The organism is Serratia sp. CY81684, from assembly GCF_052166595.1.
Classification (GTDB): domain Bacteria; phylum Pseudomonadota; class Gammaproteobacteria; order Enterobacterales; family Enterobacteriaceae; genus Serratia; species Serratia nematodiphila.
This window is the reverse complement of the sequence record NZ_JBJNOO010000003.1, coordinates 165,007-178,581: the sequence shown is the minus strand read 5'-3', so window position 1 is coordinate 178,581 and position 13,575 is coordinate 165,007. Positions and strand designations below refer to the sequence as shown.

The window sequence follows — 13,575 nt, the reverse complement described above, 5'->3', positions numbered from 1 at the left end:
GGGGCGGCTTCGCCCCTTTGCTTACCTCTCCAGGGACATTGAACATGAGACTTTCCGACCACAGCGCGCTGCCGGCCGCCGTTATCCGGCCCGGCTACGCACGTGAGCGCGTGAAACCGCGCATGGCGCATATCGGCTTCGGCGCGTTTCACCGCGCGCACCAGGCGATGTACGCCGACAGACTGGCCAGCGAACACGGCAGTGACTGGGGCTACTGCGAAATCAGCATGCAGCACGGCCGGCAAAAGATCGCCGATCTACGGCAACAAGACCTGCTGTTCTCGGTGGCGGAGATGGACGACGACGGTTGGCGGGGCCGGGTCATCGGCGTGGTGCGCCAGGCGCTGCACCTGCAAACCGACGGGCTGGCGGCGGTGCTGGCGGCCCTGACGCAGCCCGAGATCGCCATCGTCTCGCTGACCATCAGCGAAAAGGGCTATTGCCATCACCCCGCCAGCGGCCGGCTGATGGCGGAACACCCGGCGATCGCGCATGATATCGCCCACCCGGCACAGCCGCAGTCGGCGCCGGGGCTGCTGCTGGCGGCGCTGCGCCTGCGCCGTGAACGCGGGCTGCCGCCGTTCGCCGTGATGTCCTGCGATAACATGCCGGCCAACGGCCGGGTCACGCGCCAGGTGCTGGTCGAGCTGGCGCAGCGGCAGGATCCGGCGCTGGCCGACTGGGTGCGTCAAGAGGTCGCCTTCCCTTCCACCATGGTGGATCGCATCGTGCCGGCGGTAACGCCGGAGACTCGCCGGCAACTGCGCACCTGGCTGGGCGGCGTCGAAGATGAGGTCGGCGTGGCCTGCGAGCCGTTCAGCCAGTGGGTCATTGAGGACCGATTTCCCCAGGGGCGCCCGGCCTGGGACAAGGTCGGCGCCGAACTGGTGAGCGACGTGCTGCCGTACGAGGAGATGAAGCTGCGCATGCTGAACGGCAGCCACTCGTTTCTCGCCTACCTCGGCTACCTGGCCGGTTATCAGCACATCGGCGACTGCATGCAGGATGCGGATTTTGTCCGCGCCGCCCGTCACCTGATGCTGGCGGAACAGGCGCCGACCCTGCAGGTGCCGAACGTCGATTTGGCGCAGTATGCCGACTCGCTGCTGCAGCGTTACCGCAACCGCGTGTTAAAACACCGCACCGCGCAGATCGCCATGGACGGCACGCAGAAGCTGCCGCAACGGCTGCTGGACGCGATCCGCTGGCATCTGGCACGCGGCAGCCGCTTCGACTGCCTGGCGCTGGGCGTCGCCGGCTGGATGCGCTACGTCGGCGGCCGCGATGAACAAGGCGAGCCGATCGCCATCAGCGATCCGCTGCGCGAGCGCCTCGCCGCGTTGGTCGCCGGCAGCGAGGAAGGCCGGCCCCGCGTCCTGGCGCTGCTGCAACTCGACAGCGTCTTCGGCCGCGATCTGCCCGATTCGCCTGACTTCGTCCACGCCGTCAGCCACGCTTATCACCAACTGCTGAGCCTGGGGGCCAAAGCCGCCGTCGCCGCTCTGCCGCTTACCGACCGGGAGGTTTCCGATGACCGTCACCACGCATAACGCCGTCAATACCGGCAATCAACCGCTGCTGCGGCGCGTCGCCAGCGCGTCGGCCATCGGCACCGCCGCCGAATACTATGATTTCTTCGCCTACGGCACCGCCGCGGTGCTGTTCTTCGGTCAGCTGTTTTTCCCCAGCGCCGATCCGCTGATCAGCACGCTGGCGGCCTTCGCCACCTACGCGGTCGGTTTCCTGGCGCGCCCGCTGGGCGGCATCGTGTTCGGCCATATCGGCGACAAAGTCGGCCGCAAGAAGGCGCTGGTGATCACCATCCTGATCGTCGGCCTCGGCACCTTTTGCATCGGCCTGCTGCCTACCTATGAGCAGATCGGCATCTGGGCGCCGATCGCGCTGATCTTTATCCGCGTGCTGCAGGGCTTCGGCGTCGGCGGCGAACAGGCCGGCGCGGTGCTGATGACCGCCGAATACGCGCCGCCGCCGCGGCGCGGTTTCTACGCCAGCTGGGTGCAGATCGGCGCGCCTGCCGGTTTCCTGCTGCCGTCCGGGCTGTTCGCGCTGCTGACCGCCCTGCTGTCGCCGGCGCAGATGCTGGACTGGGGCTGGCGCATTCCGTTCCTGCTCAGCCTGCTGCTGGTGCTGGTCGGGCTGTTTATTCGCCTGAAGATCGACGAGTCGCCGGTGTTTACCCAGATCCGCGCCACCAAAGCAGTGGAGAGCCGGCCGGTGGTGGAAGTGGCCCGCCGCTATCCCGGCCTTATCGCCAAAGGGGTGTGCGCCAAGCTGATCGAAGCCTGCGCCTTCGCCATGTTCACCGTGATCGTGCTGGCCTACGGTAAGGCCAACCACCTCAACGAAAGCATTTTGCTGGAGGCGATGATCGTGGCGGTGCTGCTGGAGATTTTCGCTATTCCGCTGATGGGCCGCCTCTCCGATCGGCTGGGGCGCAAACCGGTTTACATCGCCGGCGCGCTGCTGCAGGTGGTGTGCATCGTGCCGTTCTTTATGGCGATCAACCTCGATAATTTCTGGGTGACGCAGATCGCCATGATCGTGGTGCTGACCTTCGGCCACAGCATGTGCTACGCGCCGCAGGCCTCCTACTTCCCGGAGCTGTTCCCCACCCGCGTGCGCTGCAGCGGCATCGCGCTGATCTGGCAGATCGGCTCGCTGATCGGCAGCGGCATTCTCGGGCTGCTGGCGGTGAAGATCCTGCAGGTGACCGGCGGCCATTACTACGGGCTGGCCGGTTACATGATGGTGCTGGGCGTGGTATCGGCCCTCGGCCTGAGCCTGATGCCGGAAACCGCGCCAGAACGGCGCAAGCAGGAATATCAGGATTGGCATCACTGAGTTCCCCTGCCTGGCGGGTGGATTTATCCCCCCGCCCTCAACCAATAATCTGCTAGTATGGTGGCATTCGAATTCCAGCCAGATGCCTGATTGTCGCCATGTCTGAAACGTACAGTCTCACCAACAACGTCCCGGTCAACCAGCAGATCTATCGCTTTCTGCGCAAAGATATCGTCGATTGCACCATCCCCCCCGGCACCCTGCTGTCCGAGAAAGAGATCTCCACCCGCTTTTGCGTTTCGCGCCAGCCGGTGCGCGAAGCCTTCATCAAGCTGGCGGAGGCCGGCCTGGTGCAGATCCTGCCGCAGCGCGGCACCTTCGTGATGAAGATTTCCGCCAAGCGCGTGGCCGACGGGCGCTTTATCCGTCAGGCGGTGGAATGCGCCATCGTTCGCCGCGCGGCCGAGCGCGCCACTCCGGCGCAGCTGATGACGCTGGAGCATAACCTGCACCGTCAAGAGCTGGCGGCGCAGAACGGGCAAACGCGCGAATTTTTGGCGCTGGACGACGAGTTCCACCAGCTGCTGACCCAGTTTGCCGACTGCCCGCTGGCGTGGGAGACCATCGAAACCATCAAGGCCACCATGGATCGGGTGCGTTTCCTCAGCCTGAGCGAAGTCTCGCCGCCGGAGAGCCTGATCAAGCAGCACTACCGTATCTACGAAGCGCTGAAAGCGCGCGATGCCGAGGCGGCGGAGCGCGCCATCCACGATCATCTGCAGGAGATGATCTACTCCATCACCCCGATCGCCCAACAGAATACCGCGTGGTTCGAGATCGAATAATCAACCGCTTAGCGCGCCGGGGGCGATCGCCCCCGCGTATTTGGCCACGCAAATGGCATTTCCTCTCAATCGCATCTATTGTTTGTCCTTGCCGGAGCAAGTTCGGTAGCATCGCTTTACAGCTTCAATCACCGCTTTTTACTGCGCCGGTGGTCAAAAACCCTTGCATTGCCGGTGTATGAAGAAGCTTAATCGGGAGTGAATCATGACTGATATTGTGCAGTTGCTAGGAAAGGAAGCGGAAGATCTGCTGCAACACCGCTGTACCACTATCCCCGCCGAGAATCTCTACCTGCCGGGCGCCGACTTCGTCGACCGTGTAATGATCGATAACAACCGCCCCAACAGCGTGCTGCGTTCGATGCAAACCCTGTTCAACCACGGCCGCCTGGGCGGCACCGGTTATCTGTCTATCCTGCCGGTCGACCAAGGCATCGAGCACTCCGCCGCCGCCTCGTTCGCCGCCAACCCGCTGTATTTCGATCCGAAGAACATCGTCGAGCTGGCGATTGAAGCCGGCTGTAACTGCGTCGCCTCCACCTACGGCGTGCTGGCGTCGGTATCGCGCCGCTATGCGCATAAAATTCCGTTCCTGGTCAAACTCAACCACAACGAAACGCTGAGCTATCCGACCCAGTACGACCAGACCCTGTACGCCAGCGTCGAGCAGGCGTTCAACATGGGGGCAGTGGCGGTCGGCGCCACCATTTACTTTGGTTCAGAGCAGTCGCGCCGCCAGATCGAAGAGATCTCGATCGCCTTCGAGCGCGCGCATGAGCTGGGCATGGTCACCGTGCTGTGGGCCTATCTGCGCAACCCGGCGTTCAACAAAGACGGCGTGGACTACCATTCCAGCGCCGATCTGACCGGGCAGGCCAACCACATCGCCGCCACCATCGGCGCCGACATCGTCAAACAGAAAATGGCGGAAAACAACGGCGGCTACCGCGCGGTGAAATTCGGCTATACCGACGACCGCGTCTACACCAAGCTGACCACCGATCACCCGATCGATCTGGTGCGCTACCAGCTGGCCAACTGCTACATGGGCCGCGCCGGGCTGATCAACTCCGGCGGCGCCGCCGGTGAGAACGATCTGCAGGAATCGGTGCGCACCGCGGTGATCAACAAACGCGCCGGCGGCATGGGCCTGATCCTGGGGCGTAAAGCCTTCAAGAAATCGATGAAAGACGGCGTGGCGCTGATCAACGCCGTGCAAGATGCCTATCTGGACAAGAAGGTCACCATCGCCTGATGTGACAGACCGCCTGTCCCAAAGCCCGGTTCGCCGGGCTTTTTTGTGCCCGCCCCCCACTTTTCAAGCCGCACACCTTCTCTTTCTTTCACTTTAAACTTTCAAAATAAAATATTTATCTTTCAAATTGTGATCTATTTAAAACAAATAGCCCAACAAAGTGACTACTGTAAGGCCCATGGCGACAGAGCCGCCGTTCGCTCCAGGCCATAACAGTCCATTACAGGAGAACATAATGATTGAGCTAATCACCCACGGCGCCGAGTGGTTTATCGGCCTGTTTCAGAAAGGCGGTGAAGTGTTTGTCGGCATGGTGACCGGCATTTTACCTTTGTTGATCAGCCTGTTGGTTATCATGAACGCGCTGATCAAATTTGTTGGCCAGGAACGTATCGAACGATTGGCGCAGCGCTGCGCGGGCAACCCCGTTTCGCGTTATCTGCTGCTGCCGCTGATTGGCACCTTTGTCTTCTGCAACCCGATGACCCTCAGCCTGGGGCGCTTCATGCCGGAGAAATACAAGCCGAGCTACTACGCGGCGGCCTCCTACAGCTGCCACTCGATGAACGGCCTGTTTCCACACATCAACCCCGGCGAACTGTTCGTCTACCTCGGCATCGCCAGCGGCCTGACCACCCTCGGCCTGCCGCTCGGCCCGCTGGCGGTGAGCTATTTTCTGGTGGGGCTGTTCACCAACTTCTTCCGCGGCTGGATCACCGATCTCACCACCAGCCTGTTCGAACGCAAGATGGGCATCCGTCTGGATCGCCAGGTGCAACTTTAATTCGTGGAGTGCAGCATGAGTGCTTATATCCGTATTGAAAAAGGCGCCAGCGGCTGGGGCGGCCCTTTGGAACTGCCGATCGAACCCGGCAAAAAAGTGGTGTACATCACCGCCGGCACCCGGCCTTCCATCGTCGATCGCCTCAGCGAATTGACCGGCTGGCCCGCCGTCGACGGTTTCAAAGAGGGCGAACCGCCGGCGGAAGAGATCGGCGTGGCGGTGATCGACTGCGGCGGCACCCTGCGCTGCGGCCTGTACCCGAAACGCCGCATTCCGACGGTCAACATCCACGCCACCGGCCAATCCGGCCCGCTGGCGCAGTTTATCCTCGAAGACATCTATGTCTCCGGCGTGCGCGACCACAACATCAGCCGAATCGAAGCGGCAGATAGCCAACCCGCCGCCGCCGATGCAGCGCCGCCCAAGGCGCGCGACTACGACACCAGCAAGAAGATCACCGAGCAAAGCGACGGGCTGCTGGCGAAGGTCGGCATGGGCATGGGATCGGTGGTGGCGGTATTTTTCCAGGCCGGGCGCGACACCATCGACACCGTGCTGAAGACCATCCTGCCGTTTATGGCGTTCGTCTCGGCCTTGATCGGCATCATCATGGCCTCCGGCCTCGGGGACTTTATCGCTCACGGCCTGACGCCGCTGGCCAACAGCCCGATCGGCCTGGTGACGCTGGCGCTGATCTGTTCATTCCCGCTGCTGTCGCCGTTCCTCGGCCCCGGCGCGGTCATCGCCCAGGTGATCGGCGTGCTGGTCGGGGTGCAGATCGGCCTTGGCCATATTCCGCCGCAGCTGGCGCTGCCCGCGCTGTTCGCCATCAACGCGCAGGCCGCCTGCGACTTTATTCCGGTCGGCCTGTCGCTGGCGGAAGCCAAACAGGACACCGTGCGGGTCGGCGTGCCTTCAGTGCTGGTCGGCCGCTTCCTGACCGGCGCGCCGACGGTCCTGATCGCCTGGGCCGCCTCGGCCTTCATTTATCAATAATGTGATCCCCAGGGAGACGTTTATGCACACCATTTTTCACACCACCATCACGCAGATCGGCGGCTGCGCCCGCGACGCGTTGCTGGACAACATGCTGATCACCTTCCGTGAAGGCGCCCCGGCGGATATCGAAGAGTTCTGCTTCATCCACCGCCACGGCGCGACCGCCGGCGAGCTGCAGGTCGGCGGCGTGATGGAACTGGCGCAGCAGCGCTACGCCATTACCGCCGTCGGCAGCGTCGCCACGCAGAATCTGCGCGAGCTGGGCCATATCACCGTGCGCTTCGACGGCGAAGCCGAAGCCGAATTTCCCGGCTCGATCCACGTATCCGGCCCGACGCCGACCGATATCCCGTTGGGCAGCACGCTGTCATTTATCGCATAAGGAGTAGACCATGTCTGAAGTAGCTGTAGTGATTGGCGGCGGCCAAACGTTAGGCGCCTTTTTGAGCCACGGGCTGGCGCAGGCCGGTTATCGGGTAGCGGTGGCCGATCTGAACGCCGACAACGCCAGTCTGGTGGCACAGCAGATCAACGAAGAGTACGGCACAGGCAGCGCCTGCGGTTTTCAGGCCGACGCCACCGACGAGCAGAGCGTGATCGCGCTGGCGGCGGCGGTTGACCGGGCGTTCGGCCAGGCCAATCTGCTGGTGTACAGCGCCGGCATCGCCAAGGCGGCGCCGATCACCGATTTCCCGCTGGGCGACTTCGACCGCTCGCTGCAGGTGAACCTGGTGGGCTATTTCCTCTGCGCCCGCGAGTTCTCGCGCCTGATGATCCGCGACGGCATCGCCGGGCGCATCATCCAGATCAACTCCAAGTCCGGCAAGGTCGGCAGCAAGCACAACTCCGGCTACAGCGCCGCCAAGTTCGGCGGCGTGGGGCTGACGCAGTCGCTGGCGCTCGATCTGGCGGAGTACGGCATCACCGTGCATTCGCTGATGCTCGGTAACCTGCTGAAGTCGCCGATGTTCCAGTCGCTGCTGCCGCAGTACGCGCAAAAACTGGGCATCGCGCCGGATCAGGTGGAGCAGTACTACATCGACAAGGTGCCGCTGAAGCGCGGCTGCGACTACCAGGACGTGCTGAACACCCTGCTGTTCTACGCCAGCGACAAGGCCTCTTACTGCACCGGCCAATCGATCAACATCACCGGCGGCCAGGTGATGTTCTGACGCCACCGGCGCCCCCTTCCGCGGAAGGGGGCGTAAGGAGAACCCCATGACACAAGCTTTGATCGCCTTCGCGCTGCTGGCCTGGCTGATGCAAATCGCCTTCGGCTGGTGGCAACTGCAACGTTTCAACCGCGCCTTCGATGGTTTATGCCGGCTGGGCGCCGTGGGCGTCGGCCGTTCCGGCGGCCGTTTTCGCCCGCGAGTGGTGCTGGCGCTGGCCTTCGACGCCGACCAGCGGGTGTGCGGCAGCCTGTTGCTGCGCGGCCTGACCGTTTTCGCCCGGCCACGCCCGCTGCCTCATTTACACGGGTTGCATCAGCGGAATTTGCGCCCGGATGTGATCTTCCCCGAGGATCGCGCATGCCAGTCTGCACTATCGTTAGCGATTGAACCCAAATCGTGATATTTTCACATTAAAAGACATTACCTTTCATAGTGAATTATTCAGCGAGGGGAAATGCCCAACTCTTGTGAACGGGAATCGCGATGAAACCAAAGCAGCGGCAGGCCGCTATCCTTGAATATCTGCAGCAGCATGGCAAAACGGCAGTGGACGCCCTGGCCGAGCATTTCTCCACTACCGGCACCACCATCCGCAAGGACCTCACCCTGCTGGAAGAAGAAGGCGAGGTGATCCGCACCTACGGCGGCGTGGTGCTCAGCCGCGACGACGGCGATCAGCCGATCGACCGCAAAACCCATATCAACACCGAGAAAAAACGCCAGATCGCCAGCGCCGCCGTGGCGCTGATCGCCGACGGTGACTCGCTGATCTTCGACGCCGGCAGCACGGTGCTGCAGATGGTGCCGCACCTGGCACAGTTCAACAACATCACGGTGATGACCAACAGCCTGACCATCGTCAACGCGCTGGTGGAGCTGGACAACGATCAGACCATCCTGATGCCCGGCGGCACCTACCGCAAGAAGTCGGCCTCGTTCCACGGCAGCCTGGCGGAATCGGCGTTTCAGCAGTTCAGCTTCGACAAGCTGTTTATCGGCGCGGACGGCGTCGATCTCAACGCCGGCGTCACCACCTTCAACGAAGTGCACAACGTCAGCAAGGCGATGTGCGAAGCCGCCGGCCGCATTATTCTGTTGGTAGACTCCTCGAAATTCGGCCGCAAGAGCCCGAACGTGGTGTGCGAGCTCAGCGCCGTCGATACGCTGATCACCGACCGAGACATCAACCCCGATTACCTCGCCGCCCTGCAGGCGAAAGGCATCAATATCCTTCTGGTAGGAGACCCCGATGAGTAACGCCAACGCCCTGCTCGCCTTCGCCCGCGAAACGCTGGAGATCGAGCTGACCGAAGCGCAGCGCCTGCTGGCGCGCCTGGATGACAACTTCGTCTGCGCCTGCGAGCTGCTGCTGAACTGCCGCGGCAAAGCGGTGATTTCCGGCATCGGCAAGTCCGGCCATATCGGCAAAAAAATCGCCGCGTCGCTGGCCAGCACCGGCACGCCGTCGTTCTTCGTGCATCCGGCGGAGGCGCTGCACGGCGATCTCGGCATGATCGGCGCCGACGACGTGGTGGTGTTCATCTCCTATTCCGGCCGCGCCAAAGAGCTGGACTTGATCCTGCCGCTGCTGGCGGAGAACGGCATTCCGGTGATCGCCATCACCGGCGGCAAAGAGTCGCCGCTGGCGCTGGCCGCCGCCTGCGTGCTGGATATCGGCGTTGAGCGCGAAGCCTGCCCGATGGGGCTGGCGCCCACCTCCAGCGCGGTCAACACCCTGATGATGGGCGACGCTCTGGCGATGGCGCTGATGCGCCAGCGCGGTTTCAACGCGGAAGACTTCGCCCGCTCGCACCCGGGCGGCAGCCTGGGCGCGCGCCTGCTGAACCGCGTGCATCACCTGATGCGCACCGGCGATCGCCTGCCGCGCGTGAGCGAAAGCGCCAACGTGATGGAGGCGATGCTGGAACTGAGCCGCACCGGGCTGGGGTTGGTGGCGGTCTGCGACGCGCAGCAGCGTGTGGTGGGCGTATTTACCGACGGCGACCTGCGCCGCTGGCTGGTGAAGGGGAATAGCCTGCAGGATCCGCTCAGCCCGGCGATCACCCGCCCCGGCTATCGGCTGCCGGAGCAGTGGCGCGCCGGAGAGGCGCTGGAAGCGCTGCACGAACAGCACATCAGCGCGGCCCCGGTGGTCAACATGGACGGCGTGCTGGTGGGGGCGCTCAACCTGCACGATCTGCATCAGGCCGGCATCGGCTGATCGGTGCCGGGGGTGCCAGCAGCGGCGCCCCCGGTCAGATCATTTCCAGTCGGGATTGTTCTCGAACTGCTGCTTCAGCAGCGCTTTCATATCGTCATCCGGCTTGCCGAGCCACTGGTACTTGGCGTATTTCTTCGGATGATCGACGGCTTCCGGCCGATCTTCCACCTCCACCCGCACGCCCCAGGCCTGGGATTTGTCCGCGCTGAACGCCACGATCAAAAAGTTGTTGCCGCAGTCGTGCGGTTTGCACAGATTGCCGACCAGATACTCTTTGCCTTTCCAGTTCAGATTCTGCGCCGGCGTAGAGGTGCCGACGCCCTTGCGCGCCCAGCCCGGCATCCGCGCCTGGCCTTTGACCATGTTTTGCCAACTGGCCTGATACCCCGGCTGCTGAATCAAATCCGACGTGGTGACGATCTGCTGGGCAAAGCTGCCCGCGCTGAAGCTGAGCAGTGCGCCGAAGAGGGCGCAACGCAGCGCCTGGTGTCCCGTCATAGTCCTTCTCCCTAGGTTAAATCAGGTTTCGCCCATAAAACCGGGCCTGAACTAGTCAGACCACGGTTGCGGCAAAAAGTTGACTCACCACCAAGCGTGAAAATGATGCACCGGCCCAATGCCGTGCCCCACTTCCAGCGTATCCGCCTGTTGCAGCGCTTGTTGCAGGTAGTCCTTGGCGGCGGCCACCGTGGCCGCCCAGTCGGCATGGCGCGGGCGCAGCGCCGCCAGCGCGGCCGAGAGCGTGCAACCGGTGCCGTGGGTATGGCGGGTGGCGACGCGCGGCGCGGTAAAGCGCTGCTCGCCTTCGGCGGTAAACAGCCAGTCCGGGCTCTCGCTTTCGCTCAGGTGGCCGCCCTTCATCAGCACCGCCCGGCAGCCCATCGCCAGCAGCGCCCGCCCCTGCTCGCGCATCTGCGCTTCATCTTCCGCCGGCGCGCACGCCAGCAGCGCCGCCGCTTCCGGCAGGTTCGGCGTAATGATCGACACCAGCGGCAACAGCTCGCGCCGGATAGACTCTACCGCCTCCGGCGCCAACAGCGGATCGCCGCTTTTCGCCAGCATCACGGTATCCAGCACCACGAATTCCGGCCGGTAATGGCGCAGGCGTTCGGCCACCGCCTGCACGATATCGGCGTTGGCCAGCATGCCGATCTTGACGCTGTCGATGCGCACGTCGCTGAACACCGAATCCAGCTGCGCGGCGACGAACGCCGGATCGATGTAATACACCGACTGCACGCCGCGGGTATTCTGCGCCACCAGCGCGGTGATCACCGAAGTGCCGTAGGCGCCAAGCGCCGAGAAGGCCTTCAAATCGGCTTGAATGCCGGCGCCGCCGCTGGGATCGGTGCCGGCGATGGTCAGCGTGTTAATACGTTTCATCACAGATCCTCTCCGCGCAGTTGATACAGGGCGTCGAGGAACGCCGGCGTAAAGCTGCCCGGCCCGGCGGCCTGCCTGGCAGCGAGGCCGCCGCAGTGTGACATCACCCGACAGGCGGTCGCCACGTTGTCCAGGCGATCGCCCGGCAGGGCGCAAAACGCCGCCGCCACCGCCGACAGCGCGCAGCCGGTGCCCACCACCCGCGTCATCAGCGGGGAGCCGCCTTCGATCGCCCAGTCGCGTTGGCCGTCGGTGACGTAATCCACCGCGCCGGTGACCGCCACCACCGCGCCGCTGCACCGCGCCAGCTCACGCGCGGCGGGCAATGCCGCCAGGGAATCGTCGCCGCTGTCCACGCCGCGGCCGCTGGCCAGCAACCCGTTGAGCGCCATGATTTCCGAGGCGTTGCCGCGTATCGCCGCCGGTTTTTCGTCCAGCAGCTGTTTGGCGAAGGCGGTACGGTAGGAGAGCGCGCCGACCGCCACCGGATCCAGCGTCCAGGGCTTGCCGGCCTGATTGGCGGCGGCCACCGCCGCCCGCATCGATTCGGCGCGCAGCGCATTGAGGGTGCCGACGTTGATCAGCAGGCCGTCGGCCAGCGCGCTGAACTGCGCCGCCTCTTGCGGCTCCACCACCATCGCCGGGGAGGCGCCGAGCGCCAGCAGCACGTTGGCAGTCAGCGATTGCACCACTTCGTTGGTCAGGCAGTGGATCAGCGGAGGCCGCTGTTGGAATTGGGTCAGGCAGGCCGCGGCGCGGGCGCCGGGTAGTGCATCAGGTCGAGCGATCATATTCCTCCCAACCGGCGTTCAAGAAGGCGGCGCCGGTTGAGCGGCCGTGACTTCCCTACGCTGGCATTATCCAGATCAGGTAATACGGGTATTTCTCAGCCTTCACGCGGAAGGGCACCCCGAGTCATGAAAATCAATAGGTTGTGATCAACGCTGCGTTAATCCCTGCAGGGGATCATGCCAGCGGCGGCGCGGACAAACAAGCGATTAAATTGGCTCGCGCCTAAGCGATGCTTCCCTCTTTTCCCGCCAGATACAGGCTCAGCACACCGGGCAGCTCCGCCAGGGTGAACGCCACGTTCTGCGGCGCCGTTTTGAAGATGTGGTGCAAGGTGCCGGCCACCAGGCTTTGCAACAGCCGGGTTTGCTGCAGGATCTCCGCTTCGGCGGTCTCGGGGCGGCGCAGCTGCAGCACTCGGGCGATCAGCGCCAGGAAGCTGGACTTTTCATCCGGCAGGTTCATTTCCCGCATCACCGGCAGGTAGTCGGCGTGCTCGCGCAGGTACTGCGCATAGGGAGAAAACAGCCGCTGGATCACCTCTTCAGCGGAGAGGCGCCGCCACTCGTCGTCGCTGGCCAACGCCATGTCGCGCACCAGCGCCTCGATCGATTCGGTGTGCCGATCCGCCAGCGCCTTGATCACCGCGTGGCGATCGGGGAAAAAGTGATACATCGAGCCGATGGAGGTTTTGGCGTGCTTGGCGAGCCGCTGCATGCTGAGCGCCGCCAGCCCGTCCTGCGCCACGATCGCCGCCGCCGAATCCAGAATGGTTTGTACGCGTTGCCGCCCTCTTTCCTGCTGCGGCTCTCGCCCGGTGATGTGTTCGTCGATTTGCATATTCGTTTCTGCCCGCTGTCATCAACGCATTATACCCATTTGCCGCCGCGAAGGCAGGGTGACACAAAAAACTAGATTAACTCCTCTAGTTTAGAGTAGAGTATTTATTCTAGTTTCTCCTTGCGCAAGCGTGGGGAAGACAAACAGTGACCTCACTCACTGAAAAAGAGTCATTCCATTCGGCCCGTCGACCAAGCCAATCGCCAGAGAACGCCCTATGCCCGACAAAAAACTGCTTATCACCTGCCTGACCGCGCTGCTGCTCACCGGGTGCTCACCGGCACCGTCCATGGTGGTGTTCGGCGCTTCGTTCCCCGACTGGCTGTTTTGCCTGTGCGGCGGCGTGGCGGGCATGGTGGCGATCCACCTGCTGCTGCGCACCCCGGAAAAACGCGCCTGGCTGGCGCCGCAGCTGCTGACCTATCCGGCGCTGACCGCGCTGATCGCCATGCTGACCTGGTTACTGGTTTTCCCCCACTGAG

16 protein-coding genes and 1 riboswitch are annotated in these 13,575 nt (G+C 63.5%); of the genes, 12 read left to right on the top strand and 4 right to left on the bottom strand.

Annotated features, from left to right (window positions below; all coding sequences use genetic code 11):
- Positions 1–44 precede the first annotated feature (44 nt).
- The 11 genes from ACJ8QF_RS08700 (at position 45) to gutQ (ending at position 10,081) form a co-directional block, all read left to right on the top strand.
- Entirely contained in the window at positions 45–1,550 is a 1,506-nt protein-coding gene (locus tag ACJ8QF_RS08700; RefSeq protein ID WP_049186711.1) for a mannitol dehydrogenase family protein, read from the top strand.
- Complete coding sequence (locus ACJ8QF_RS08695; RefSeq protein WP_004941539.1) at positions 1,531–2,862, top strand: MFS transporter; 1,332 nt, start codon at positions 1,531–1,533, stop codon at positions 2,860–2,862. The genes ACJ8QF_RS08700 and ACJ8QF_RS08695 overlap by 20 nt, the downstream gene beginning before the upstream one ends.
- Before the next feature lie 98 nt (positions 2,863–2,960).
- On the top strand, positions 2,961–3,647 hold the full coding sequence (locus ACJ8QF_RS08690; RefSeq protein ID WP_004941533.1) for a GntR family transcriptional regulator: 687 nt from the start codon (positions 2,961–2,963) through the stop codon (positions 3,645–3,647).
- Between the two features lie 205 nt (positions 3,648–3,852).
- Positions 3,853–4,902 carry a class I fructose-bisphosphate aldolase gene (gene fbaB / locus ACJ8QF_RS08685; RefSeq protein ID WP_015378749.1) on the top strand — a complete coding sequence of 350 codons (1,050 nt, stop codon included), beginning with the start codon at positions 3,853–3,855 and terminating at the stop codon, positions 4,900–4,902.
- Positions 4,903–5,137: 235 nt separating this feature from the next.
- Positions 5,138–5,686, top strand: coding sequence for a PTS glucitol/sorbitol transporter subunit IIC (srlA, locus tag ACJ8QF_RS08680; protein WP_020828107.1), 549 nt, complete (start codon positions 5,138–5,140; stop codon positions 5,684–5,686).
- 15 nt (positions 5,687–5,701) lie between these two features.
- Entirely contained in the window at positions 5,702–6,682 is a 981-nt protein-coding gene (srlE, locus tag ACJ8QF_RS08675; RefSeq protein WP_033632370.1) for a PTS glucitol/sorbitol transporter subunit IIB, read from the top strand.
- Positions 6,683–6,704: 22 nt separating this feature from the next.
- On the top strand, positions 6,705–7,067 hold the full coding sequence (gene srlB / locus ACJ8QF_RS08670; protein ID WP_004941520.1) for a PTS glucitol/sorbitol transporter subunit IIA: 363 nt from the start codon (positions 6,705–6,707) through the stop codon (positions 7,065–7,067).
- Positions 7,068–7,077: 10 nt separating this feature from the next.
- A complete protein-coding gene (gene srlD / locus ACJ8QF_RS08665) occupies positions 7,078–7,857 on the top strand; it encodes a sorbitol-6-phosphate dehydrogenase (protein WP_015378751.1) in 780 nt (259 codons plus the stop codon).
- Between the two features lie 46 nt (positions 7,858–7,903).
- Positions 7,904–8,260, top strand: a complete 357-nt coding sequence (gutM, locus tag ACJ8QF_RS08660; protein WP_442537454.1) for a transcriptional regulator GutM — start codon at positions 7,904–7,906, stop codon at positions 8,258–8,260.
- An 83-nt stretch (positions 8,261–8,343) separates the two neighbouring features.
- A complete protein-coding gene (gene srlR / locus ACJ8QF_RS08655; protein WP_076741105.1) occupies positions 8,344–9,117 on the top strand; it encodes a glucitol operon DNA-binding transcriptional repressor SrlR in 774 nt (257 codons plus the stop codon).
- Positions 9,110–10,081: an arabinose-5-phosphate isomerase GutQ gene (gutQ, locus tag ACJ8QF_RS08650; RefSeq protein WP_004941509.1), complete on the top strand. Its 972-nt coding sequence runs from the start codon at positions 9,110–9,112 to the stop codon at positions 10,079–10,081. Before srlR ends, gutQ begins: the two co-directional genes overlap by 8 nt.
- 39 nt (positions 10,082–10,120) lie before the next feature.
- Here gutQ and ACJ8QF_RS08645 read toward each other — a convergent pair whose 3' ends face one another.
- The 4 genes from ACJ8QF_RS08645 to ACJ8QF_RS08630 form a co-directional block, all read right to left on the bottom strand.
- Positions 10,121–10,579 carry an inhibitor of vertebrate lysozyme family protein gene (locus ACJ8QF_RS08645; RefSeq protein WP_025303880.1) on the bottom strand — a complete coding sequence of 153 codons (459 nt, stop codon included), beginning with the start codon at positions 10,577–10,579 and terminating at the stop codon, positions 10,121–10,123.
- Positions 10,580–10,663: 84 nt separating this feature from the next.
- The gene (gene thiD, locus ACJ8QF_RS08640; RefSeq protein WP_004941504.1) at positions 10,664–11,464 is read right to left on the bottom strand and encodes a bifunctional hydroxymethylpyrimidine kinase/phosphomethylpyrimidine kinase; all 801 of its coding nucleotides are present in this window, start codon (positions 11,462–11,464) and stop codon (positions 10,664–10,666) included.
- Complete coding sequence (gene thiM / locus ACJ8QF_RS08635; RefSeq protein WP_442537453.1) at positions 11,464–12,255, bottom strand: hydroxyethylthiazole kinase; 792 nt, start codon at positions 12,253–12,255, stop codon at positions 11,464–11,466. The genes thiD and thiM overlap by 1 nt, the downstream gene beginning before the upstream one ends.
- A 35-nt stretch (positions 12,256–12,290) precedes the next feature.
- Positions 12,291–12,387, bottom strand: a riboswitch (TPP riboswitch).
- A 91-nt stretch (positions 12,388–12,478) separates the two neighbouring features.
- Positions 12,479–13,093, bottom strand: coding sequence for a TetR/AcrR family transcriptional regulator (locus tag ACJ8QF_RS08630; RefSeq protein WP_004941499.1), 615 nt, complete (start codon positions 13,091–13,093; stop codon positions 12,479–12,481).
- Positions 13,094–13,310: 217 nt separating this feature from the next.
- Between ACJ8QF_RS08630 and ACJ8QF_RS08625 the strand changes: the two genes are divergently transcribed.
- Positions 13,311–13,574: a YtcA family lipoprotein gene (locus ACJ8QF_RS08625; RefSeq protein ID WP_004941494.1), complete on the top strand. Its 264-nt coding sequence runs from the start codon at positions 13,311–13,313 to the stop codon at positions 13,572–13,574.
- Position 13,575: the final 1 nt, after the last annotated feature.